Here is a 24,710-nt window from a genome sequence, read left to right as displayed (position 1 = left end):
AAAAGAATAAGTGTCTTTTCTTCTAATCAAAAAATTCGCCAATGAAAATTTACAAACATTTTGGCTATGATTAATTTTATGACCCGGCAGCCGGATTCTGCTTATCCAAGTTGCGCTCTACAATTCTACTTTTGATGCTGGAAGCGCGCGTCCGATATGCATTATTCACCGGGCTTTCTCCTGCTTGCGAAGCAAAGTTTTCTCCATGATCTGCAACTGAATGCTGCCGATTCAAAATCTCACCTCCTGAGTGCGCTTCGGAATGTTCCGTCGCATCTTCTGCCCCGTAAGCGTCCAAAATTTCAGAGACTTTTTCAGCCTCACTGTGGGTTTCAGTGTGAACTGTAAGAATTACACCTGCTTTAGAAGCGCGGGCATACCGACTTACCTCTTCATGGTCTGCCCCAAAAAGATCTTTAAAAAACGCGGTGATCTTATCAAGTATTGCTTCATCGTCCTGCTCGCTCACAGGAAATGGGACGTCATCTTTGTAAGAAGCGATTTTAATTTCTATCTGAGACGCAGAATGACCTGCTGATATCAAATATTGTTGTGCCTGTTCAGCTGCGGTTTTGCTGCCAAATATTGCTACGACCGTGTTTGCCATGATTATTATATTTAGGTTTCAAAAATTCTAGAAATATCCAGTGCGATTCGCTAAGATCTTATTCTGTATCAATCAACTTTTGGTATCGGTCAATCTGGCTCTCAAAGTTGCGTATTCCAGTTTCATAAATGATCCTCAGAGATTCCAGATCATCAATGTCTGTCTCATACATTTTGTCAGCATCGTGCTCCCTGTCAAGTTTTGGAAGCAGAATTAATAATTTTTCAAGCGACTGCCGGTTTTGTTCGAGGCGGTAGCGGTTCCAGTCAATAAGATATTGATAGCTCGTCTTAATATTCTTATTCTTTGCCATGTTTCAGTTTAGATTCTCATTTCCTGACCGATCGGCCATTTAGCCTCTGCAATCATTTTTCTTGGTTATTGTTACAAATTTTGTTGAGCAAATACTGTACCCAAAAAATCATTGATGCAAATCAATTTGCCTTTTTTAATCCGAATAAATTATCAAACAAAAAAAATTGTACCGTTAAATAACTTTGGTCTGCTTTGTAGCGTTCAGGGCAGAGAAATTTGCGTGATTTTAATATATATTATTAATCTTTCCACAATTTTTAAAACGCGTACTGATTCCCGGATACACCTTAGCTAATCAAAAAGGAAGGGAATTTTGACGAGGTTCAAGAAGTATCAAATTCCTTAAATAACAATGAAAAAGTACTCAACTAAACAACCCAGCCTTAAAAGTTATGAAAACAGACCTAGCAAACGTATCCGTGAAAGAAACCAACATTGCGAATCTCCAAACAGGTGATTTTATAGTCAATTTGGGAGAAGTTTTGGAGACAGATGAACTTACCAACACCTTTAGTATCGTCATTTTGAGAAACAACCAAAAGCAGGTTTTCACATTCGACAAAAATGACCGGTTGCTTGTAAGAAAAAAATCAAGCTGAGTGTAAATCTATTAGCCAGATCAGGAATTTCGATATGTTTTCTCACTCCTGATCTGGCTGGAATTTAAAATTCAATTAACAAGATGCGGGGCTAACTCAATTATTTCAGACCGCTAAAAATGGTATCTGTTAACCGGATAAAATAAAAATGGCTCTTCCGAACTAGTCGGAAGAGCCAAAACTTTTTCTTAAATATAACATCAATCTTTGTTAGCCATAACATCCAGCAGCATATAACGACCCTTGTGTTTGTCAGTTTTGAGACTGCTGCTAACATCAAGGTACATGTATTTGGCATCCCCTTCTTTTTCCAAAGGAGACCACTCAGGCAGACCTTTACCATTAGGATTTGAAGTTTTCACAAAATTTGCAAAATATTCCTGCATTGTTTCGGATACTTTATGATCTTCCGGCGTCCAGGCATAAACCTTATTTAAGGAAAGATTTCCCATTGCATATTCAATTTCAGCCGAGTGCACGGCACCTTTTGGCAACGGTGGTTTTGTCGCAGAAGTCTCTGTGCTTTTAGAGATTCCTCCGGCAAGGTTTGCAGAAACATTTCCCACTTCAGCATTCATGGCAGGCCGTGGACGGCCATACAGATAGCGGTAAACAGCTTTGCCACCACCTGTTTTTGTATGAATATCGATCCACTTCCAGGTACCGAAACCAATGAAACGGTCGCCTGCAAGATCCGTGGCCACTTGTTCAACATCAGCCTCGGAGACTGCTGAATATTCTTTCAAAACTTTGTCTGCTTGTGCGCCATATAACTTTTGCACCGCTTTTGTATAATTTTCAAGCGTCGGGCTTTCTTTGCCAAGAATCATTCTATAATTCATTTCCTCGGTATTCCACCCTGCCAGCAAAGGTACCTGGGACTGTTTTCCGGCCAGGTATGTCTTCATTGGCGGCTCAGGGAAAAAGTACCCGTCAATGGCTGAAAGAAAGCGGGGAACGTCTGCTTTTGCAGTAGCCTTCAGCAATTCATCAGCCGAAACGGCACGCATGTCCGACAGAGATTTTTTCCCAACCATTTCATTGAATTTAGATCCCGCCTGCTCTGCCTGTGCCAAAGGAACCGGCGGCAAAGTCCCCAAAACCGAACCGCTTTCACCAATCGCGGCCGAAAAGAGGTTCTTCGAAAGCGGTGAGGCCATTAGCGCGCTAACAGAAAGCGAACCGGCGGATTCTCCGGCAATAGTTACCCTGTCCGGATCACCGCCAAACGCTGCGATGTTCTGCTTTACCCAGGCCAGCGCCGCAGCCTGATCCAGATATCCGTAATTTCCCGAAGCGTGATGCGGTGACTCTTTGGTAAGATCTTCTGAGGCATAAAAGCCGAAAACGCCCAGACGGTAGTTAACAGTCAGACTAACAATTCCCTTTTTAGCCATACTTTCTCCGTCATAACGCCCTTCGGAACCATCGCCTGCAACAAAACCACCTCCGTAGAAATAGACCAGCACCGGTAGTTTTTCATTCGCCGATTTTGCAGGAGTCCATACATTCAGATACAGACAATCTTCGCTCATCCCATCGGAACGAAAACCCATATCGCCGAAAACAGGGTTTTGCATGGCACGAGGACCAAATTTATCCGTTTTACGTACTCCCTGCCAGTTTTTCACAGGCTGAGGCTCACGCCAGCGAAACGCTCCCACAGGCGGGGCAGCAAACGGAATCCCTTTGAATGCCCGCACACCGGATGCTTCGAGAACTCCTTCTACGGTTCCATTGGTAGTTTTCGCAAGAGGTTGTGACTCCGCCTTTTTAGACTGGGCCATGGCACTCTGCATCAATTGCAGCGCAACCAGCATGGTAATAAATATTATTTTCATTGGTTTTTATTTTAAGTAAATACTGTTTTGATAACGGATCTTTGAATAGCTATTTTTATATTGTCTCAATTTGGAACAATAATATAAATTTATTTTCACAATCTTTCTTTTTTCTAACTTGCACGTAAAATTTTTATATCATGCATGAAAAAGATGAGCGCTTCGAACAAAACTTCGAAGGAGTTGGATATCTGCCAGGTCTGGCTATGGACTTTGTAATATTCGGATTTGATCAGCATCAGCTTAAAATTCTTGTTCTCGAATATCAAAATACAAGTCTTTATGCGCTCCCTGGTGGATTTGTGAAAGAGAAGGAAAATTTGAATGACGCAGCCATGCGCGTCCTTGTTGAACGTACCGGGCTTTCTGACATTTATATCGATCAGTTTTACACTTTTGGAGATTTGGCCCGTTATGATAAAGTGCCGCTACGCACGATTATGCTGGCGAAAGGTATAAGTCCGGATGACGAGCACTGGTTATTGCGCCGGTTTGTTTCTGTGGGATATTATGCCCTGATTGATTTTAGGAAAGCCGCTCCTACGCCTGACCCGCTTTCTGATACCTGCGTCTGGTATACTCTTGACAATCTCCCAACACTGATGCTTGATCATGAGACAATTGTGCAAAAAGCACTGCAAACGCTCAGAGCCGATCTCGACAGAAAACTGGGTGGAAATGAAAGCTGGGCCGCCCCCTTGTTGCCGAAAGCATTTACGATGGGCGAGCTTCAGAAATTATACGAAATAATACTCGGCCAAAAACTTCGAAGATCAAGTTTCCAACGTAAAGTGCTGGGCCTCGAAATTTTGGAGAGACTTGAAAAACAATACAGCGGTGGTGCACACAAGGCCCCGTTTCTATATAAATTTATAGAAAAATAGATTTATTCTGATGCCTGTAATGTCAAATAATTAAATCAGATGCATCCGAAATTTCCCTCGGAAGGCTCTCCAATGCTCCTTTTAGCGGGTCAAAAGGTTTAAGCACTCCAAGATCCAATCCGGTCATTTCTTCAATTCTGTCCAGCGATAATTGATATGTTTTAAACTCGGCAAAAACAAACTCGGTCATGACTGATTCTAACCCGCTGATCAGTTCCTTCTGCGTAAGTACATATCCGGTTATCGAAGGAGTCCCATCTTTTTTAATCATGGCCACAATCTTGTAGAACTGCACCGGAACAAGGGCTTCACGGTAATGAACGTAATTTTCATCCAACACCGGACCGGTAAAAACGGAAATTTTTAAATCCAGTAATTTCGTATTGCTTAACACATAATTTTCCAGTGATAACCAGCTTTTCTGGTTCAGATCCTTATGCTGAGGACATGAATTGGTATAATGAAAAGTATCGGCATTGGCCTGCGCTGCCTCTGGTCCCCAGTTAGGGTCCTCTCTGCGGACCATGTGCCCACGGTCCAAATCATTATTTAGATAAATCGCATTGCCCAACTGAAACTTAGTGTCCATCCTGCCATCAAGCTGCCAGTTGTCATTCCGGGGTACGGATTTAGCCAGGTTGCCATCAATGTTTACTGCCGTTATTACACACATTCTTCTGACCTTATGCATAACCAGACTAAAATGCGTATAATCCAATACCATTTTTTCGTCCAGTGTTGCTGCTAATAATCCTTTGTCTGAAAAAGGTTTATATAAGTTTTCAAGACTTATATTAAAACCAAGAAAATCGTACTGATATCCCTGACGATCATTGATATCACGGTTTACGGGATCGCTGGAACTTCTTTTTTCAAGAATAGGCTGATTTACCTGTTCTGTTGGCGTCACCGATACCGTATTCACTTCACTTAGTTGCCCAAGATGAATTTCGATTGGGATGTTTAGACGGATAATATTTTTTTGATTTTCCACGGCATTTTCAATGTTTTGGTGTACAAAATTCCTTGAAGTTGGCACTTTGGCGGCTTGTTCGAAACTGGTATTTTCAAAAGCGGATTCTGAGACAAATGAATGGCGCGCTTCTTCAAATGGCCGGGATGGCAAACTTGCTTTGACGGGTACTTTTGCAGCCAGATGAATTAATCCATATAGTATCTTTGCAGACGGATTGTCGCTTTGTTTTAGTTCGGACATGATAGCGCTGATTCTGATACCTTCGTTCGCTGCCTTCGGATATTCATTTTCATTGATCAGTTCGTCATCAATTGCGCGCAACTGGTCCAGCGACTGCGGCACTCCCGCATGGTGCAGCGCAACAACAGTCCATTCATAATTAAAAAGCGGGGAACCGGATGCTCCCTCGTCGGTATCGGCACTGTACAATAAAAACTGCGAATGTTTGTCGTATAAAATAGAATTTTCATACAATACAACCTGTTTGGGTTTTCCATTTGGATGCTCGATAAGCGAGGCAAATTCGCCTTCTGTTATTTTTCCGCTTTCCTCTAACAACCGCAAGTACCCAAATGAATCCAACGACCTTTTCTGCCCCTCATAGTCCTCCGGCTCTACTGCCAGAATTGTGAAATCCAGCACCTCGGAGGTATAAAAGTATTTTTGAGGTTCAAACCGGTATTTGTAAAGCGTATCTAAATTGCCATCCAGATCCCTTTGGTAATTCATCAAAAGTCCAAACCGGTCAGCATCTGCAATGGTAGGAATTACATGATTATTGGTTACAAAAATACCGGGCGCTATCAAAAAACCCGTACCAATCGCCGCACTGTCAATGTCACTACGATTCATATTGAAAACAAGCCCGACAGAACAGCCCACTTCGTAGCCTCGCAGCAGGGTTGATACGGAAGTAAGATTATTTGTCCCTCTGATTTTTTCCTGACCTTGTTGTGGCTTATCCAGCGTATTTTCCACCATCACTGCCATTCGTGTGGCCAACAGGCTTTCTGGCTCAGGGACCGGATCTTTGGAAATATCCTTGTAGCGATTGTAAATCTGTGTTAGCAGATCCTTTGACAATGTAGCCATACAATATGGAATAAGTTGATGGAACTTAGCTGCCCTACTTTTGATATCAAAGTTAAATAAAGTATATCATGATGACTTTACTTAATTGTTAATAAATATCTCCTAAAACAGTTGACAAAGACAAAGGAGATGAGTGCGAAATGATCAAAAGAAATTACCGGTATCAATTGCCAGGGCAGAGCATGATTTAATGATATGAGAAAAAACTAAAATCAATCTGAACATTCCAATGATAAGAATCAGAGCCCCAATGCTTTGAAGACATGAAATAAAAAGTGCTCCGGCAGCTAATCTTGCCGGAGCACTTTTTTTAAGTTCGCTTAACTTAGTGTCAGTTAGCTTTAAGTGATGCCATATCAATCACAAAACGATATTTCACATCGCCATTTAACAGACGTTCGTATGCCTGATTGATATCCTGAATATTAATCATCTCAATATCTGCCACCAGGTTGTGTTCTCCGCAGAAATCCAGCATCTGTTGCGTTTCAGCAATGCCGCCGATCATCGAACCTGCAAAACTTTTGCGTCCCATAATTAAACTGAATGCCGCTACCGGAAGCGGATGTTCGGGAGCACCAACGAGCGCAAGCGATCCGTCTACGCGAAGCAGATTAAGGTATGCGTTGATATCGTGTTCTGCGGAAACTGCATCCAGAATAAAGTGAAGCTGACCGGCATAAGCCTTCATCTGTTGTTTGTCTTTTGAAAGCACAACATCGTCTGCTCCGAGGCGTTTTGCTTCTGCAAATTTAGATTCGGATGTGGTGAAAGCAATAACCTCAGCACCCATTGCCTTGGCAATCTTGATGCCCATGTGCCCCAGACCTCCAATACCGACAACACCCACTTTTTTCCCCGGGCCGACTTTCCAGTGGTGTAAAGGAGAGTAGGTGGTAATACCGGCACATAGCAATGGCGCGGCGGCAGCCAGGTCCATATTTTCAGGAATGCGCAATACGTAATTTTCATTTACCACCACACTTTCAGAATATCCTCCAAAAGTATGAGAACCCGGGATATGCTTGTCTGGCGCATTGTAGGTGCCGGTCATTCCCTTTTCGCAAAATTGTTCAAGGTCATCGTTACAATATTGACATTCCCGGCACGAGTCGACCATACAGCCTACGCCGACAACATCGCCTACTTTAAATTTACTTACATGACCACCAACACTGACAATTTTTCCTACAATCTCGTGTCCCGGAACGCAAGGGTACATTGAAGGGCCCCACTCACTTTTTGCTGTATGCAGGTCGGAATGGCACACACCACAGAACAATATTTCAATTTCTACATCATGCGCCGTAGGTTTTCTGCGGTTGATGTCCATCTGATTTAGTGGGGACTGAGCAGCCTCAGTGCCAAAAGCTTTTACAACGTTTGTTTCCATGATTATTAATTATTGTTGGTTTTTGATGAATAAGATAGAATGGGCTTTCTTCTAACATTTTTTTGGTCCACAAATTGAATAAAACAACGATTTCAGATACTCACGAACCAGGCAACAGTCAGCCAGAATTGTTGTGCATTAACCGGCTCATTAAAACCATTGACGCGATACTCCACGCCAAATTCCAGTTTGTTATCATCGGCAGCGTTATAACCTAGTGAAAGCAAACCGCGAATTTCCAGGTCAGGATTGCTGTCGGAAAAGATCCCCAAATATTCGTTATTAAACTTGCCATAAAATTCCTTCGGATCAATCTTTTGACCATTTAAAGGCAATTCCATACCCAAACGATACCGTAGACGGAATTCCGCAGGGTCAACAGGGCTGAAAGTTTCGTCAGCCAGAACGCGGTGTGCAATATTGAGGACATCCAGCATATTTACACTGCTAAACTGCTGGCTAAACCGATGCATGAATCTACCTTCTTCGAGGCGGACCATATAACCGCCGCCCAAGGCATTATCAGCCGATATTTTTTTCGTGAGCATGAAAGCTAAATCCGTTCTTTCATATTGAACCCGATTGTTGGTAAGCTTCCCCGGCTCTCTACTTGAGAATATCTGTCGTGTTTCCAGCTTTGTGTTAAGCTTCCAACGTTCTGCAACTTTGGCGTTAACGTTTATCTGGGAAAGCGTACCAGCCCTATAATTCGACTGACTAAAGCCTGGAAAGGAGATAACAAAAACTAAAAGTCCGCTAAAAACTATTTTGTACATCAGTAAATCAAGTTATCTGTATTACGTTGTACAATCTCCCTCGTGGTTACAATCCTGCCATCACTTTCAGAAAGTATCTCAAAATAATTTTCTTTCCCATTCCTGGTACCTTTTATGATTAGTTCATACCGGGTCCGGATACCGTCTGCGGCAGCTAGTTCAAGTAAGGATTTTTTTACTTTACTCTCCACCCCAACCCACTGAAGCTGGACCTTTTCAATTTTATATTTCTTGAAAGATTTGCTAAGTTCACCTTTTAACGCCTGGCGACCTTCCGAAGACATTTCTTTAATACTTGACATAATTTCTACATCCTGCAAATTTCCCTTTTCATCAAACTCGATACTAAACCGTTTTCCGGAGGATTTGAATTTTGCCTCAATGGAACTTCCAGTAAGGCTTTCTTCCCTATACCAATGGATTCTGGCTTTTGGAAAGATTGAGGACACAAATTTTGATGCTTCTTGCGGTACTGCATCTGACTTGATGCTATATTCCCTTTCATACTTTATTTGCGCGAAAGTTCGCGTACAAAACGCCATGACTGCGAAAAAAAGAAAAAATGTAAATAAGTAATGTTTTAAGTTCACGGTAATTTTTTTAAGAAAATTCGATTTTTCCAACTTCGGTCAATACGGATAGATTTTCAAACACCTAAAATTTTTGTGTTGATATCCCGGAAATACGCACTGGGTTTAACAAATAATTATCAGCCATTGAAAATTGTCCGCATATTCTCGTTGCACATTCAATCTGAATCTGCGTTAAATGCTTTCCAATGAGCATCGTGTCACGCTTCATTTTCAAGTGATTTCGTAAAAAAACTGATTAACTTACTGACAAACTTTACTTTACAGCAAAAAAAACGGTATTGAAATCAAGCCACCTAAAATCTACTGTCCACCACGATTGATCTGGCTTATTATCGTCTAAGTTCAGATATTATGTATGATGCACCTGATTTCACTGCGAAAAAAAACCTTTCCAAATTCATTTTTTTATTCATTTATAACTTCAAATAATATTTTTAACCTGGATGGGATTTTAGTGTACATTCAAAACCATTCAAAATAATTATTCGTGGTTCTGGTTATTGGGCTGCTCAGGATCTTCACAATTAGTATCAGGTTGATAAATTAACTACCTAAACTATTCACAACAACAGTTATTTTTCTATAATATTCGTACCAATTTTTACCGGGACCAAGTCTGAAAAATCTCATACCAGGGTAATCTTTATTTAATTTAGAATTATCTTTATATTAGCATATCACATTGTCAAAATCTTTATCTTTTATCACGAATCAAAATATAACTATGCAAACATTATTGTTTTGGGGGAATGGGGAAGAAATAAGTGACTATCTTTCAGCTCAACCTAACGGATTGGTGAAAAATATTGAGATTCATTACAATGCCAAACTTGGGAAGGCGTATGTTAAGTCCGATAACAGGCAGGTATTGGAACTTCTTTCAAGAGAATTTGATTTAAATCCGGTGGCTCCGGAAGAAGAGTCGTTGGGGAATACCGCAGCTGACAGATCCGGATGGATCACGGTACATAAATAAAAAACTAACCACATTGGTTTCAGAATAGGATTTGGCAGGCAAAGTGCTGGAATTTACGCAGTACTTTACCTGCCCTAAATATTTATCCTATTTAGACAAATTTTTCTGAACGGTCTGGATATCCTTCAAATCGCCGTTGACCACGATATTGATATCACTCCCCTTGAAAATCTCATTTTCAGACTTCAATTTACTTTTAAAGTAAAGCGTAAAAGGCAGACTTGTTCCTTTAACTATAAGCTGACCAGTTGCTTTCAAAATTTTCCCCATATCGATTGAAAGTGGAATTTCATACAATTCACTGCTTTTCCCCTTGACGGTTGTAGCCCCTTGGACACTTCCCTCTGCCAGCCTTTTTTGCTTACCCAGATCTACTACATAGGCCGGATCTTCAAATTGGATGGGGAAAGGGTTTTTGTTTGAGAATTTTAGTTTGAGAATTATTTTTGATTCTGACAGGCCAAACTTGGTCATATCATAATCGACAATTTCGACTTTTGGCAGTCGGTACAGAGGCAGCCTTTTATCGACCGCAAGGTTAATTGAATCTTTTCCAAGTATTGATTTATTTAACTGAAACTGTCCTTCAAAATGATAATCTGCACTATCTTCACCAGCTTCAGCCTCTGAATCTCCTTCTATTTTCAGTTTTTTAATTTTCAATTGGGATGGCAACTCAACAACCGTGCTATCCTGAGGCTCAATAAGCAATGGTTTCTTATATTCATTTTCAATAATAGCAACGCCATTCATTTGGACAAAATACTTAAAACTTTTAATGTCAATACCAACCGGCAAGGGGTTATCAATAAGCAGTTTTAGAGACAAATCGATGGTACTGTCTGTGATATTATCTATACTCCCCAGGCCCATTTCCACCTTAGGTTTCAGCCCGGAGACCGGGTTACCATGTTCTTTCTTGTACTGATCCAGGAAATACCATCCGGCACCAAATACAATTAACAATAACACAATGATCGATAAAATTTTAACAGGGCGAGCATTATTCATAGTCATGATTTTAACGTGTAAATAAAATTCTTAAAAAATATCATTCCCGGGTGCCTAACAATAGGCTCCTTCTTCGCTGGCGCTACCATGCTCACCAGTTTTACATTATTTCAGCCGGTGCTCTATCCACTTCAAACTTTTTGCAACCTATTTTATCATGTCTGTGAATGGAATAATTTTTTTAATAAGTGCTGGAAATAACTAACTATGAACGAAAATATTTCCAGAGTCTTAAAATGGGTTCTTTTGATAATAGCAGTGCCTGCATTATTGTACCTCGGTAAGACTTTTCTTGCGCGGCTTGCCATTGGTATCGTGCTGGCACTGATGTTAATCCCGGTTGCGAACTGGCTGGAAAATAAGGGCCTCAGTCCCGGATTCGCAGTACTTGGCAGTACATTATTACTACTATTTTTCTTCATTTTCCTGGGCTCCTTACTGGCAATACAAATAAAGCTAATCGCGTCGGATTGGCCGGAAATTGAAAAAACGATGCTTAAACTGCTTGATGATGCACAAGTATTTATCCAGCAAAAAGCAGGTATTGATCCGGATGAACAGTTAAAACAAGCAAAACAATTGCTGTCCAATTTAGGAAAAACCGGACCCGCCGCTCTCGGAACTATCATCGGTACGTTGACAAGTTTTGTCCTGGTGATCGTCTATGTTGTATTGCTGTTATCTCAGCGAAAACGTTTCAAAAAATTCATATTGATGCATGTGGCACCTGAAAAACGTCCGCAAGCTCTCGATGCTCTTACTGAAATCAGAAAAACTTCCGGCGGTTATTTTTGGGGTATGTTTAAGGCCATGTTGATTTTGGCAGTTCTATATGGAGCCGGTTTTCTTATCGGTGGTGTCAAGTACGCACTTTTACTGGCTTTAATTGCCGCGGCGTGCTCATTTGTACCTTATGTAGGCAACGTAATCGGCGGTGGCTTAGCTGCAATCCTGGCCATGGTATCAGGAGGTTTTTCCAGTGTTTTAGTCGTTTTTGGAGTAATGTTTGCTGCACAAATGATTGATAATTATATAACGCAGCCTTATGTAGTCGGTAAAGAAGTTGATCTGAATCCATTCGTGACCATCACCTCGGTAATCGCATTTGGTATTTTGTGGGGTGTTCCAGGCGCTATCATTGCAATTCCAATCACCGGGATATTGCGTGTTATATTCAAATATCTTGATCAGGGTAAACCATTTGCGTTTGTGTTAGGGAATGATAAGCCCGATTCTGTTGATTTAAATACATAGTAAATTCATAAATGACAAGCCTTCGAATATCAGGTTTGGCGCCCCATGAAGTTAATGTTTGGGCCCCATCTTTGAGTTAAACGGTATTGTTTACGGTGCTGACGGCTATCTTATCGCCGCGAACACATGACATGGAAAACTCGCAAACTGGATTTACACCCCCTGAACGCACGCATCGGGACAATTGGAGATGCCCGGGATTTCAGTATTCAGCGTTTCCGATAGTCGTTATAATATCGAAAAGCTTCGTTGTTGTATGCCACTAAAATTTTACGTGCAATAAGAATTCCAAAAGTACCGGAAGCTTATTGCGCGTAAAATTTGGAAAATGACCAGGCTTTCTGTCAAAGTGATTTATTCGACAATCCAGCGATTAACCGTGTTATATTTTCCTTCAACAACAATTTTATAAAAACCCTTTGGAAGTTTGCTGATATCTATTGAACCCTTTCCCTGCTCAACAGGTACCTGGCCCATCAGCATATACCGGTCATTCCCTCCGGTTTCAAAATGATTGGTTACAGCAACCCAAATTTTCACATCACCTTCGTTGTTTTTTACAGTCCAGTTCAGATTAATTTTGCCGTCCGCTTTTGTTGCTGCCAGCTCTGTCACGGAAATTTTCCCTGTCAACGGGATACCATCCAGCTCGAAGAATTGTTCTTTTGGAATTTTCAAATCCAGGTGTCTTGCCATGGTTGGCATAATATCGACAATTGAAGGAATTTGCTTGTGCTCCGCCGATTTGGTAAAATAATCATTTAAATCCTTCGCGTTTGTAACAATCCAGGTGCTGCGCTCAGCATCTGACTGACCGCCGTGATCCTTGCCCGAGGGCTCTCCCCTTCCATGGTCCGTGGTAATGAAAATCTGCCAGTTTTCGCCGTGTTTATTCTCACGTTCTTTAACCGCCTGCCAAAGCTGGCCCATCTGCGTATCCATTCGTTTGACAGCATTAAAAAATTGTTCGCTATTTCCGTACCTGTGACCCATGTCGTCAGTAAATTCCAGATAAACCCAGGACAGATCAGGTGCTTCGTTTTTAATATGTGATGCGGCCTCATCCACCACCTTTCCGTCAATCTTACTGATATATTCAGCATTTTTATCATGTGGAAAGTTGATTGTATCCAGTTCAAAACCATCGAAAAAATAATCCATTTTCATTTTTCCTGTTTCTGGTAGATCGGTTCCGATGAGTTTCGTGCGGTTGTCGAGCCAGGTAGAATAAATTGCGGTCTTTTTCGCAGGATAGGCTTCGTGGAAAAATCTGAAAATCGTCCAGTAATGATAGTTAGGCTTTTTAATATTGTTATCCCAGACATTATGCTTATTTACCCAGGTTCCGGTTAAGAGACTATTATAGCCAACCGCAGAAATCGTCGGCGTTTGAGAGTACGTTTTTTTCTCCCCACCCACATAAGCCCTGCTCATGCCGCCAACTTTGGCAATAACATCCAGATTCGGAGTCGCTACTTTCTTCAGCTGCTCGTAGGATATACCATCGACAATGACAAACAGTGCTTTATTTTTACTGTTTTGCGCAAAAACGCCGGAATTAAGAAGGAGTAAAATCAGAAAAAGTACAGATTGTTTTGAATACATTTTTTTATTTTTAAATCACAATTAATTAGGTTAGGGATCCGGGAAGATCTGAGTTACGCGCGTCCCGACGTTCATCACTTATAGCACGCGACGTCTATGGTGAAATATTCCAGCCTCGTTTGACCATAGTTTGAGTTTTGCAAAATTGCAGTAACGATGGCATCAGCACTTTAAGACAATGTTAAGAATTTATCAATAAATTGAATGACCATTCTGGCATTAAAAAATTTTTCCTGGCATTAAAATCAAAAATATATTTCACCAGCAATTTTATTAATTTAAATAGCTGGTTTTACCAATCTTAAGAATTAGTTTTTCAGCAAGTCATAGGTATGATATTATTACAATTTTTATATACTTTCATTAAAGAATGTTTGAGAAATAATCTGACCGGAGCAAACGGATCCGCAATATCCTTTTCCCGCGGTCAACTTTAAAAGCAGACCATAAACACGATTTTCTTTATCTCTAACCCGCGCATCAGTTTTTGATTTGAATAAAAATTACAGTATCTTAATTGCGTGGTATACAGGGACTAGCTGTCTTTCCGGAATTCCGTTACACGCACAATTTCAGGGCAATTTCCCTGCCTGACCGAGGCTGATTCATCATCATTACAAAAAATCGTATTCACGAATTTTGATGCTAATTTTATAGTCCTTTTAACAGATTAGTTAGTATTAACCTTTTGCAATCAGCAATCATAAAAAAAGCTGACTACCGGTTTCAAATACAATAGAAATTGGGATAAAACCCCAGAAATACAATTCCATAATTAACAATTTCTTCATTTTCATTTTAAGTAATACAAAAAGTAAATCATTCATTTTTGCGCCAACCTAAGGTCTAAAAGCATTTTTTTAACCAAAGTTTAATCTCAAAGTTTAATTTTATGTTAAAAACATTACCTATTCCTAAACATTTTCGGAAGTTCTCCAGGGTAATTCTTTGCCAGGCTTTGCTTGCAGGAAGTTTAATCCCCGTTTCGAAAGCAGAATTTAATGTGCTCGGCAGCATTAGAATTGACAAAACCATTACCGGGCGCATCATCGATGAAACCGGCAGCGGACTGCCTGGTGTGAGTATTATCGTAAAAGGAAGCAGCTCAGGAACCATTTCAGACGGAGACGGAAAATACCAGATCAGCGTTCCAGATAACGCAGGATCGCTGGTGTTTTCTTACGTGGGTTACCTTTCGGTTGAAACACCGGTCGGTAACGCAACTTCTCTGGATATTACCATGCAGCCGGACGCCAGAAACCTCAATGAAGTAGTGGTCACAGCGCTCGGTATCAAACAGGAAACCAAGCGATTAGGTTATGCGGTTCAGGAATTGAAAGGTGGTGACCTTGACAAAGCCCGAGAAAGTAATTTCGTCAGTGGTTTGGCTGGAAAAATCGCGGGGGTCCAGGTTATGAGCAGCCCGAGCGGTATAGGAGGTTCCGCACGTATAACCATTCGGGGTGATAAATCGCTGGACATTAATAAAAACCAGCCGCTGTTTGTAATTGACGGCGTACCCATCACCAATGCGCTGACGGGTTCAAGCGGAAGAGATTTCCAGGAACTTGATTATGGAAATGGTGCTTCACTGATCAATCCGGATGATGTCGAATCTATGACAGTGCTTAAAGGTGCCAATGCATCGGCGCTTTACGGATCGCGCGGCGCTAACGGTGTGATCGTTATTACCACCAAATCAGGTAAGAATAGCAAAGGGCTTGGTGTGTCGGTAAATGCCGGCCTGACTTTTGAAAACCCTCTGATACTTCCCGACTTTCAGCGTGTTTATGGCCAGGGGAATAATGGAGAATTTAGTTTTGTCGACGGAAATGGCGGCGGTATCCGCGATGGTGTAGATGAAAGCTGGGGTCCGCAAATGGACGGAAGACTTATTGCCCAACACAATTCCCCAACTTCGAATGGCTTCCGTGGTGGTGATATTTCCCTGGTTGATGACGGTGTCCTGGGATCACCCGCAGACCTTGCAGCACGCGGAACGATCACCCCTACTCCCTTTCTTCCAGGAAATGATCTGAAACAATTTTACGAAACCGGGATAACAAAAAATACGAACATCTCCGTTACAGGAGCTAATGAAAAAGGCGATTTCAGACTGTCCTACACGCTGCTTGACCAAAAGGGAATTATTCCAAATACCGATATCAAGCGTAACACTTTTGCAATCAACACCGGTTATAATCTGTCACCAAAACTTTCCGTTCGCATCTCAGCGAATTATGTAAATTCGGCCAGCGACAACCGCCCGAACCTAACCTACGGAACGGAGAGTATCATCTATTTGCTGCACTGCTGGATGGGTCAAAATGTAGACTTGAATAGTTTGAAAAACTACTGGATTCCCGGAATGGAAAATAAACAGCAGTTCAATTTCAATTATAACTACCACGATAATCCATATTTTAACCTATACGAAAATACGAATAGCCAAAACGCGAACCGTATATTTGGGAACATTGCCGTTAAATATAACTTTAACGACTGGCTGAGTTTGCAGGTAAGAGGCGGTACTGATTTTAATAATGATCTCAGAAAAAGAAGACGCGCTTTCAGCACGCAGAGATTTCCGTTTGGCAGTTACCGTGAGGAACGTGTAAAAAATGGAGAATCAAACTTTGACTTCCTGTTTAACGCTTCAAAAGAGATTAACGAAACCTTTACAATCGGGGCAAACTTTGGAGGAAACCGCCAGATCAGTAAAACAAATAATTTTGAAGTAACAGCGCCCCAGCTTTTAATTCCAGGGATTTACAGCTTTAATAACACCCGGGTTGGGCTGGTAAGCTCGATTGATGATATCAATAAGGTAATCAATAGTTTGTACGGGTCAGTTCAGTTTGGTTATAAAAATTTCCTATTCCTGGATGTGACCGCTCGTAATGACTGGTCAACCGCACTGACGCTTCCTGCGGCAGCCGATTCACTGGGACAAACAATTAACTCCTACTTTTATCCTTCCGCATCATTAAGTGCCGTGGTAAGTGATATTGTTCAACTTCCTGAGTGGGTTTCATTCGGTAAAGTTCGTACCAGTTTAGCTCAGGTTGGTAACGACACAGATCCATACCGTTTCACATCCGGTTATATCCGCGACAATCCATGGGGAGATTATCCAATTTATAATTCCAACAGCACGCTGGTAAATTATAATCTGAAACCAGAAATCAGTACATCCTTTGAAATTGGAACTGAGTGGCGGTTTTTGAAGAGCCGTGCAGGTCTGGATTTTACCTTTTATAATATCAATACAAGAAACCAGATTCTTCCATCCGTGCCTGTTTCACTTACATCGGGTTACAATACCAGGATCGTAAATGCAGGGGAGATTAGAAATTACGGGTTCGAAGTAGTGCTTTCCGGAACACCGATACAGACCGAGGCTTTCCGTTGGGATATTGGCGTGAACTGGTCGGCCAACCGCAGTAAAGTCATTGAATTTGACGGTGTGGTTGAGGATTATCAAATGGCAGAACGTCACGGCGTATCGATTCGTGCGCAGGTTGGCCAGCGCATGGGAGATATGTATGCTATTGGTTTCAAACGTGTTGAAGATAGAAACAGTCCTTATTTTGGTCAGAAAATATTAAATGAATCAGGCCGGTATGTGAGCACGAATAACCGTATTAAAGTTGGAAACTATAATGCCGACTGGATGGCCGGCATACGCAATACCTTTACCTATAAAAATGTAAGTCTGGGAGCGCTTTTGGATATCCGTCACGGTGGACAGATTTTCTCTGAAACTTTCGTAGTGGGCCTGGAAGCCGGTCAGCTGGAAGAAACTTTGGAAGGACGCGCAAATGGATATGACCTCACGGTTCCTGGTAATGGTGTAATCGCCCAGGGTGTCATTGAAAATGCAGATGGAAGTTTCCGCCCAAATGACGTGAAACTTTCTGCCCGTGAATACCATCAGTCACGTACCGGAAACCGCGATATTCCGGAAGGCGGAATTTTCAATGCTTCTTATGCTAAACTTCGCGAAGTCAGACTTGGTTATACAATTCCTGCAAAATACTTGTCAAAAGCCAAAATCCGAGGTCTGAATGTTTCAGTGGTAGGCCGCAACCTGGCTGTATGGAGCAAAGTTCCACATATCGATCCGGAGACTTCTTCACTAAGCGGCGGAACAATTATCCCGGGAATTGATTCGGTTGGTATGCCTACAACCCGCAGCTGGGGTTTCAATCTTGGATTTAACTTTTAATCAGGCTAAACCTTACGACGATGAAAAAGACAAAACAATATATATTCATACTGGCCGCAGCGCTTTTCTTTCTACCCGCTTGTACGGATGATTTTGTAGAAAAAAATACGGATCCAAACGCGATCACCGATGTAACGCCTGACCTGCTTCTTCCCGGCATTATTCGTACCGCTGTTAATGAAATGGTCGGTCAGAGCTGGGGAATTGGAAACATTGTCATCCAGCATACGGCTAAAATTCAGTTCGTGTCTGAGGACCGCTACACCTGGGGCGACCGCGACGGACTCTGGAATAACATGTATAACAACCTCCGGAATGTGCAGCTTCTGATTGAGCTGAGCGACAAGAATAATTCCAAAAACTATAAGGGGATTTCATTGATCATGCGCGCCTGGATGTATTCGTTGCTGACCGATGCCTATGGCGACGTGCCATATACCGAAGCGACAAAAGGAATCAGCGGCACATTTACGCCGAAATATGAAACGCAGGAAGTGATTTATGCAGGAATTATTAACGATCTGAAAACGGCTAACGATCTGCTGGGACCTGGCGAAACAGTGGTGGGAGACCTGATTTACAACGGTGACGTACAGCAGTGGAAAAAGCTTGCAAACAGCCTTCGTCTGCGTTACCTGCTCAGAATTTCTGACGTGAAAGATGTAAAGGCTGATATGCAGGCCATTCTTGCCAACCCCACTGCCACTCCTATTTTCAGCGACGCTAACAAAAACAGCGACAACGCCACACTGCGTTATCTGACTTCTGCGCCAAACCAGTTTCCGATGTACACTGCGCGTCAGGGATCTTTTGACGAGTTTCGTTTGAGTAAAAATCTGGGAGATAAACTCACTGCTTTGTCCGACCCGAGAATTACGGTTTTTGCGCAACCGACCGATGCATCCATCGCTGCAGGTACACCAAAATATACCGGAGTTCCTAACGGATTAAACGAAGTCGCTGCGCTGGACTATGCCGGAGGACCTAATAACGTTTCGCGTGCCGGAGCGCTTTTTTATAAAGGCTCAATAACTGAACGCGGCCTCGATGTAGCAAAAGGATATATCATGGGATATCCGGAACTGCAATTTGTGTTAGCCGAAGCAGTAAAAAAAGGACTCGTTACTTCGACCAAAACGGCTCAGATGTATTACGAAGAAGGAGTAAAATCTGCATTTGATTTTGTAGATGTGACCATGCCCGCTAATTATCTTACAAGCCCGGGAGTTGCTTACAGCGATGCAGAAGCACTTACCGTTATCGGAACACAGAAATGGATTGCGCTGTTTTTTACCGGACTTGAAGCCTGGTTTGACTGGCGACGTACCGGAATCCCGACCGTTACAGCCGGACAGGATAATGTAAATGGCGGAAAGGTTCCTGTCCGTTTTGCTTACCCGCGCAGCGAACAAGTCCTGAATGCTACCAGTTTGAATGAAGCAGTGGCCAGACAAGGCGCAGATACTTACAATACAAAAGTATGGTGGGATAAATAATCTGCACTACTATTTCGGCACAAGTATTTTTGAGTTTTAATAAAACATAATCCCCGGGATATCTTCTGCATTGCAAAGATTCTCCGGGGATTATTCTTTACATGGTTAAATCAATTTTTAATTTATATACGCCCATGAATAAGATCTGATATGAAGGCAATTTTGACGGTGAAAGTATACTTCCGAAGGCACTGGAAACTATCTTGGCCATTAGTCAATTTGCCCATGTGCAGGACTTCTTTAAATAAAACATATTATTTTTGGCACTAAAACCGCTTTGTAGGTTGTAACAATGGATATTGGATTGACTTTTGATTATTCAGTCCCTTTTTGAAACCTTTAAACTTTTTAACGATGAATAAAAAAATTTTGCTGGTACTTGCAGGAGCAGCTTTTGTTTTTACATCTTGTCAAAAAAAATCTTCTGAAACTTCTGACGCCGCAGTGACCGACAGTACATCTGCCCCGGTAGAAACCCAAAAAGCCAATTCAGATTACAAACCTGCATTTGTGGGCCAAACCAGAATTGGCGGAGTTAAATCAACTACCGCCTACGAAGGGAAAGTGTTGACGAGCGATCTCAAAAGCCCGTGGGGAATCACAAGTCTTCCTGACGGTCGTTTGATTATTACGGAAAAAGAAGGCACGATGCGGATTGCCACAACAGAAGGCACTTTAAGTGCGCCGATCACGGGTATTCCTGCGGTAAACGCTGATGGCCAAGGTGGTTTGTTAGGAATTCGCGTGGATCCTGATTTTGGCACAAACCGGATGATCTACTGGGTATTTTCGGAGAAACGTCCGGATGGAAATCTGACTGCTGTCGCTAAAGGAAAACTTTCCTCTGACGAAAAGAAAATTGAAGGTGCAACCGTGATCTATCGTGCCACGCCAGCATACGCAGGAAATCTTCATTATGGAGGCCGCATTCTTTTTGACAAAAATGCAAACCTGATCATCAGCACTGGCGAACGCTCCGACACCGTAACCAGACCGCAAGCACAGCAACTTAATTCAAGCCTTGGAAAAGTGATCAGAATCACTAAAGATGGCAAACCAGTCGCTGGTAATCCATTTGAAGGTAAGACCGGAGCAAAACCAGAACTGTATTCGTATGGACACCGCAACGTCCAGGGACTGGCTTTTCATCCGGTTTCAGGAGATCTTTGGGAAGTTGAATTCGGCCCGAGAGGCGGAGATGAGCTCAACCGAATCGAACCTGGCAAAAATTATGGCTGGCCAACCATTACTTACGGGATCGAATACAGTGGCAAAAAAGTTGGCGATTCGATTCAGGTTAAGGAAGGAATGGAGCAGCCGGTATATTACTGGGATCCTGTAATGTCTCCAAGCGGAATCACATTTTACAGCAGCGACAGCATTCCGGAATGGAAAAATAATCTTTTCATTGGTGGTTTGAGCAGCATGCACATTGCGAGGCTGATCATTGAAAACAATAAAGTGGTAGGTGAAGAAAGACTTCTTGCAAACGAAGGCCAGCGCTTTCGTGATGTGACAGAAGGCAAGGATGGTGCACTTTATGCAGTGACCGATCAGGGAAGATTATACCGCGTTTACAAGAAATAAACTTGATGTTTTGAAACGACAATAATTCCGTTTAAAATGATAAGAAAAGTTCTCAGATATTTGCCCTAACGCAGCTTCTGAGAACTTTTCTTATTTCTTTTATATAGAAAAAATACCTGTTCCAGAATTTTAATAAAGCTGATTAAACAGCCATTTGAATGTACCATGAGACTGTGACCGAAACGTAATTTCCGGCCCGAAAGCGTAGAGTTTTCCTTTTCCGACATTGGCTTCAAAGGCTGCTACCCCACCCTGCAGGTATGCCTGCCCCCACGCCCATCCGCTACGAAGCGGACTTGCATTAGGGAACCAGGCAAGTGGTTTGATAAGCCCTTTCGCGATCGCGTCAGGTGAAACCATAAAGACAGGACTATTATCAAAATAGACATCGGTTTTAGCATTCATCCCCCAGCTCGCTTTTGCGGTGGTATCCACGCTCACGTTCAAAAGACTTCCCGGAATAAAGAATTTTTCCGACGGCAACGGCTCACCGCTTCCACTTTTTGTTACCTCGGTTATTGCATTACGAAGGGGCAAACCCAAGTGATAAGCAAGTCCGGTACTGCTGCCAATGGTAACAATCTTACCACCTGCTTCCATGAACTTTTTTAATTGCGGAATTGATTTTGAAGATGTGAGCGATCCCATCATCGGGCGAAATTCTTCCGGCACTTCCTCTTCTTTTGGCCTTCTGCTGGCAGCCATGGCATTCATCACCGAATCGCGCGGCGAAGGGGCGGATATGGCACGGGTAACGAATATGATTACATCATACTTGCTGCGCAAATCAGTACCGTCAATTTCTTTGGCAAAAACAACATGGAATGGAAAATGATACTGTTCCAAAATCCAGCGCACCCATCCCGAAGGCATTGAGCCACCATAGGTATCCCAAAGTGCTACTCTTAGCGGTCTTACTTTTTCCATCGATCCGGAAGGCTTTTTGGATACTGCGCCAATCTGGATACCAAGTTCTTTCGAAGATTTCTCTACAATACTTTTTGTTCTGGCAGTTTGTGGGATATAAAAAGTTCCGTCCGTAAGTCTAAAAACATCCGCCCCGGCCTTCAACAGATCATTGACAGCGACGAAAGCATCATTGAAGCTGGCCTTAATTTCGTAACCAGCAGAACCCGAAGTTACGTTACCTGCTGCTAACTGCAACTGTCCATACGGCATTTTCTCAAACGGCCCTTCAAATGCGTCCAGGATTCGGTCAAATTTCACACCCATCTGAAAGGCGAGTGTCCACCCCGCAGCATCGTAAGGTTTGATCGGAGGACCGCCAGGATACTGAAAATCATTTGGATAATCCTGAGGTTCAAACATGTCGAGGATATGCGGACGAAAAGCCTGAGCCGTTTTGACAATATAGGAACCGGCAGGGTAATTTTTCCCTGCAACAGAAAACGAAGAAGTTGATTTTTCGATCTGGATTCCGGTCCTGACCAAAGCGTTGATAAATTTAACCGCCGTAGGAAAGTCGGCCTGATCCGACGAAATGATATAACCGCGTGGATCACGTTTGGCAGGAGCCTGAAAAATTTCATCATAATATTTTGAAGGTATGCCTCCGCCGGTACGAGGAGTAACGCCAGCCGAAGCCGTTATTTCTATTCCCCGTGGCCTTGCCTGCGCCAGATCAGCTTTGTAGGCCTGATTGATTTCATCCACACGTTTGGGAGTCGGTGTCCAGTAATCGCTGCTGCCGCGGTTGATGGAATTTTTTCCCATTACATAAATATTATAAAGCAGGTGATCGCTATTACGTGCTGCATAATCCAGAACGGAATAGTTCAATGATACCGAATAATCAATCGACTGTTTAAAATGCCAGGTTTTCTGAGGTGTTACCGGAAACGGTGTATTATTGTTTGGGATCAAACGTTCAGGAATCAGCGGAACAGGCTCCGGCGTTGGACCGCCGATGATCTCGGTAAGAATCCCGATCATATTATGAAAGTGTGTTGTTGTGCGTAGCCCTCCATTGTACCAGGTAGAAAAACTCGACCCTGTCAACCGCGTAAACCCAGGTTTATTTTCTGCATTCAAGCGGTTGTACATCGCCGCTCCAACTGCATCGATCCCGGTAATCATCATTGGATCAAATACATAATTAAATGGATCGCGATATGGAGGCCCGGCTAAAATAGAGCCTGCCGGCCCGCGTTGATGGTGGTTATACATGATCTGCGGTATCCATTCGACGAAAAGCTGTTTACCCATATTCCGGCTTTCGACCTGATTCTGCATAAAAAAGTCGCGGTTATTATCATGTCCTACGTATTTTTGATAAAGCCTGGGTATGCCCTCATTTTTTCTTTTTGCAGGATCTTTTTCTCTCATATACCAATCCGAAACCAGCTCCTGTCCATCAGGATTTGCATGGGTAAAAAGAATAACTACCTTATCCAGAATCCTTTTATTTTCTTCATCATTCCGGCTGACCACGTTGTAAATTGTCTCAATCAATTGGTGTATCCCAACAACTTCGGTCGCATGTAAACCGCCATCGATCCACACAATTGACTTCCCTTCTGCCGCCATTGCCCGGGCCTGCTCCTCACTTACTCCATCAGCACGGGCCATTTTGGTTGAAATTTCCTTATATCGTTCAAGTCGTTTAAGATTTTCAGGAGATGAAACAATCAGCATATATTGATCCCTGCCTTCCGCTGTTTTACCAATTACGGTCAATTTGATCCGGTCCGAAACCGATGCAAGTTTTTTCCAGTAGGCTTCCGTTTGGGTAAAATTGGCCAGCTGATAGTCATCTCCAATCGTGAAACCAAAATGTTCTTTTGGTGTTGGAATCGTCTGCGCAAAAGACAACGCAATGGAAAAAATGAACAGCACAACATGTAGACATATTCGTATCATAATGAACTGATTAGCAATTAATAAGTTATTTGAATGACCTTCAAAGGAGTTTGGGATAATAACAAGACGTTTCTTCGACCAACCAAGGTACCCTGATTTCCAAATTCTTTTATATTTCTGTCAATAATATGCAAATTGAATTCTAACCTGATAATCAATGGCCTCCGCCAATACATTGAAAATTGACAAGCATACAAAAAAAGAATTTTACAAGCGGATATGGCTCCGCTCTCTTGTTGAAGTTGATATATGCGACAACGAAAATTGAAAATTTTCGGCAAACGCCAGCGAATTTGAATTACTCACTTATTGCCCAAGATGAACTTTTATAGTAACGATCGCCTATGATGTTAGCATTCAGGTCTATTTGCTCACTAAAAATTGCATTGAAGATTTTGTCAACAGGCTCGTCTGTGTAGGTCACACGAAGCCCTGCGAGATATTGCGTAGCTATTTCAAAAGGAACATAACGTTAACCATCAAATTGCTGCTCAATTTGAAAGCAAACAATCTCAAAAAACGATTGATAAATTCCTTCCGGTGACACAATAAGCAAATTTGTTGATTCAGAAAATGTGATTTCTGAAAGGTTGATCT

17 protein-coding genes are annotated in these 24,710 nt (G+C 42.2%); 7 read left to right on the top strand and 10 right to left on the bottom strand.

The window, feature by feature from the left end; translation table 11 throughout:
• Positions 1-76 precede the first annotated feature (76 nt).
• Both AC1XUO_RS05215 and AC1XUO_RS05210 read right to left on the bottom strand, forming a co-directional pair.
• The gene (locus AC1XUO_RS05215) at positions 77-607 is read right to left on the bottom strand and encodes a hypothetical protein (protein WP_483328708.1); all 531 of its coding nucleotides are present in this window, start codon (positions 605-607) and stop codon (positions 77-79) included.
• 58 nt (positions 608-665) lie between these two features.
• Positions 666-920 carry a hypothetical protein gene (locus AC1XUO_RS05210; RefSeq protein ID WP_483328707.1) on the bottom strand — a complete coding sequence of 85 codons (255 nt, stop codon included), beginning with the start codon at positions 918-920 and terminating at the stop codon, positions 666-668.
• Between the two features lie 394 nt (positions 921-1,314).
• Between AC1XUO_RS05210 and AC1XUO_RS05205 the strand changes: the two genes are divergently transcribed.
• Positions 1,315-1,521, top strand: a complete 207-nt coding sequence (locus AC1XUO_RS05205; RefSeq protein WP_483328706.1) for a hypothetical protein — start codon at positions 1,315-1,317, stop codon at positions 1,519-1,521.
• 200 nt (positions 1,522-1,721) lie between these two features.
• Here the strand turns inward: AC1XUO_RS05205 and AC1XUO_RS05200 are convergent, their stop codons facing one another.
• Positions 1,722-3,362: a carboxylesterase/lipase family protein gene (locus tag AC1XUO_RS05200; RefSeq protein WP_483328705.1), complete on the bottom strand. Its 1,641-nt coding sequence runs from the start codon at positions 3,360-3,362 to the stop codon at positions 1,722-1,724.
• Positions 3,363-3,502: 140 nt separating this feature from the next.
• On the opposite strand from AC1XUO_RS05200, the gene AC1XUO_RS05195 reads away from it, so the two are divergent.
• On the top strand, positions 3,503-4,246 hold the full coding sequence (locus tag AC1XUO_RS05195; protein ID WP_483328704.1) for an NUDIX hydrolase: 744 nt from the start codon (positions 3,503-3,505) through the stop codon (positions 4,244-4,246).
• 22 nt (positions 4,247-4,268) lie between these two features.
• On the opposite strand, the gene AC1XUO_RS05190 is transcribed toward AC1XUO_RS05195, so the two are convergent.
• The 4 genes from AC1XUO_RS05190 to AC1XUO_RS05175 form a co-directional block, all read right to left on the bottom strand.
• On the bottom strand, positions 4,269-6,314 hold the full coding sequence (locus AC1XUO_RS05190; protein WP_483328703.1) for a DNA/RNA non-specific endonuclease: 2,046 nt from the start codon (positions 6,312-6,314) through the stop codon (positions 4,269-4,271).
• 331 nt (positions 6,315-6,645) lie between these two features.
• On the bottom strand, positions 6,646-7,707 hold the full coding sequence (locus AC1XUO_RS05185; protein WP_483328702.1) for an NAD(P)-dependent alcohol dehydrogenase: 1,062 nt from the start codon (positions 7,705-7,707) through the stop codon (positions 6,646-6,648).
• 92 nt (positions 7,708-7,799) lie between these two features.
• Positions 7,800-8,483: a DUF2490 domain-containing protein gene (locus AC1XUO_RS05180; RefSeq protein WP_483328701.1), complete on the bottom strand. Its 684-nt coding sequence runs from the start codon at positions 8,481-8,483 to the stop codon at positions 7,800-7,802.
• On the bottom strand, positions 8,483-9,025 hold the full coding sequence (locus AC1XUO_RS05175) for a hypothetical protein (protein WP_483328700.1): 543 nt from the start codon (positions 9,023-9,025) through the stop codon (positions 8,483-8,485). Before AC1XUO_RS05175 ends, AC1XUO_RS05180 begins: the two co-directional genes overlap by 1 nt.
• A 775-nt stretch (positions 9,026-9,800) precedes the next feature.
• On the opposite strand from AC1XUO_RS05175, the gene AC1XUO_RS05170 reads away from it, so the two are divergent.
• Positions 9,801-10,052 carry a hypothetical protein gene (locus tag AC1XUO_RS05170; RefSeq protein WP_483328699.1) on the top strand — a complete coding sequence of 84 codons (252 nt, stop codon included), beginning with the start codon at positions 9,801-9,803 and terminating at the stop codon, positions 10,050-10,052.
• 87 nt (positions 10,053-10,139) lie between these two features.
• Here AC1XUO_RS05170 and AC1XUO_RS05165 read toward each other — a convergent pair whose 3' ends face one another.
• Entirely contained in the window at positions 10,140-11,063 is a 924-nt protein-coding gene (locus AC1XUO_RS05165; RefSeq protein WP_483328698.1) for an LEA type 2 family protein, read from the bottom strand.
• Between the two features lie 207 nt (positions 11,064-11,270).
• Between AC1XUO_RS05165 and AC1XUO_RS05160 the strand changes: the two genes are divergently transcribed.
• On the top strand, positions 11,271-12,317 hold the full coding sequence (locus tag AC1XUO_RS05160; RefSeq protein ID WP_483328697.1) for an AI-2E family transporter: 1,047 nt from the start codon (positions 11,271-11,273) through the stop codon (positions 12,315-12,317).
• 354 nt (positions 12,318-12,671) lie between these two features.
• Here AC1XUO_RS05160 and AC1XUO_RS05155 read toward each other — a convergent pair whose 3' ends face one another.
• Complete coding sequence (locus AC1XUO_RS05155) at positions 12,672-13,922, bottom strand: alkaline phosphatase family protein (protein WP_483328696.1); 1,251 nt, start codon at positions 13,920-13,922, stop codon at positions 12,672-12,674.
• A gap of 892 nt (positions 13,923-14,814) precedes the next feature.
• Here AC1XUO_RS05155 and AC1XUO_RS05150 point away from each other — a divergent pair.
• The 3 genes from AC1XUO_RS05150 (at position 14,815) to AC1XUO_RS05140 (ending at position 21,233) form a co-directional block, all read left to right on the top strand.
• Positions 14,815-18,150 (top strand): SusC/RagA family TonB-linked outer membrane protein, encoded by a 3,336-nt coding sequence (locus AC1XUO_RS05150; RefSeq protein WP_483328695.1) that lies wholly within the window; start codon positions 14,815-14,817, stop codon positions 18,148-18,150.
• A gap of 20 nt (positions 18,151-18,170) precedes the next feature.
• Positions 18,171-19,646, top strand: a complete 1,476-nt coding sequence (locus AC1XUO_RS05145) for a SusD/RagB family nutrient-binding outer membrane lipoprotein (protein ID WP_483328694.1) — start codon at positions 18,171-18,173, stop codon at positions 19,644-19,646.
• Between the two features lie 354 nt (positions 19,647-20,000).
• A complete protein-coding gene (locus AC1XUO_RS05140; RefSeq protein WP_483328693.1) occupies positions 20,001-21,233 on the top strand; it encodes a PQQ-dependent sugar dehydrogenase in 1,233 nt (410 codons plus the stop codon).
• Between the two features lie 129 nt (positions 21,234-21,362).
• Here the strand turns inward: AC1XUO_RS05140 and AC1XUO_RS05135 are convergent, their stop codons facing one another.
• On the bottom strand, positions 21,363-24,113 hold the full coding sequence (locus AC1XUO_RS05135; RefSeq protein ID WP_483328692.1) for a M14 family metallopeptidase: 2,751 nt from the start codon (positions 24,111-24,113) through the stop codon (positions 21,363-21,365).
• Between the last annotated feature and the right edge of the window lie 597 nt (positions 24,114-24,710).

Source organism: Dyadobacter sp. HNCC25DJ186, assembly GCF_056895235.1.
The sequence above is the reverse complement of the archived record's forward strand: the minus strand, read 5'-3'. Positions and strand labels throughout refer to the sequence as shown.

Coding starts and splice junctions, on each gene's coding strand:
- AC1XUO_RS05155 (WP_483328696.1), bottom strand. CDS start 13,922: ATGTATTCAAAACAATCTGTACTTTTTCTGATTTTACTCCTTCTTAAT.
- AC1XUO_RS05150 (WP_483328695.1), top strand. CDS start 14,815: ATGTTAAAAACATTACCTATTCCTAAACATTTTCGGAAGTTCTCCAGG.
- AC1XUO_RS05170 (WP_483328699.1), top strand. CDS start 9,801: ATGCAAACATTATTGTTTTGGGGGAATGGGGAAGAAATAAGTGACTAT.
- AC1XUO_RS05190 (WP_483328703.1), bottom strand. CDS start 6,314: ATGGCTACATTGTCAAAGGATCTGCTAACACAGATTTACAATCGCTAC.
- AC1XUO_RS05165 (WP_483328698.1), bottom strand. CDS start 11,063: ATGAATAATGCTCGCCCTGTTAAAATTTTATCGATCATTGTGTTATTG.
- AC1XUO_RS05215 (WP_483328708.1), bottom strand. CDS start 607: ATGGCAAACACGGTCGTAGCAATATTTGGCAGCAAAACCGCAGCTGAA.
- AC1XUO_RS05210 (WP_483328707.1), bottom strand. CDS start 920: ATGGCAAAGAATAAGAATATTAAGACGAGCTATCAATATCTTATTGAC.
- AC1XUO_RS05205 (WP_483328706.1), top strand. CDS start 1,315: ATGAAAACAGACCTAGCAAACGTATCCGTGAAAGAAACCAACATTGCG.
- AC1XUO_RS05180 (WP_483328701.1), bottom strand. CDS start 8,483: ATGTACAAAATAGTTTTTAGCGGACTTTTAGTTTTTGTTATCTCCTTT.
- AC1XUO_RS05200 (WP_483328705.1), bottom strand. CDS start 3,362: ATGAAAATAATATTTATTACCATGCTGGTTGCGCTGCAATTGATGCAG.
- AC1XUO_RS05195 (WP_483328704.1), top strand. CDS start 3,503: ATGCATGAAAAAGATGAGCGCTTCGAACAAAACTTCGAAGGAGTTGGA.
- AC1XUO_RS05160 (WP_483328697.1), top strand. CDS start 11,271: ATGAACGAAAATATTTCCAGAGTCTTAAAATGGGTTCTTTTGATAATA.
- AC1XUO_RS05175 (WP_483328700.1), bottom strand. CDS start 9,025: ATGGCGTTTTGTACGCGAACTTTCGCGCAAATAAAGTATGAAAGGGAA.
- AC1XUO_RS05140 (WP_483328693.1), top strand. CDS start 20,001: ATGAATAAAAAAATTTTGCTGGTACTTGCAGGAGCAGCTTTTGTTTTT.
- AC1XUO_RS05145 (WP_483328694.1), top strand. CDS start 18,171: ATGAAAAAGACAAAACAATATATATTCATACTGGCCGCAGCGCTTTTC.
- AC1XUO_RS05135 (WP_483328692.1), bottom strand. CDS start 24,113: ATGATACGAATATGTCTACATGTTGTGCTGTTCATTTTTTCCATTGCG.
- AC1XUO_RS05185 (WP_483328702.1), bottom strand. CDS start 7,707: ATGGAAACAAACGTTGTAAAAGCTTTTGGCACTGAGGCTGCTCAGTCC.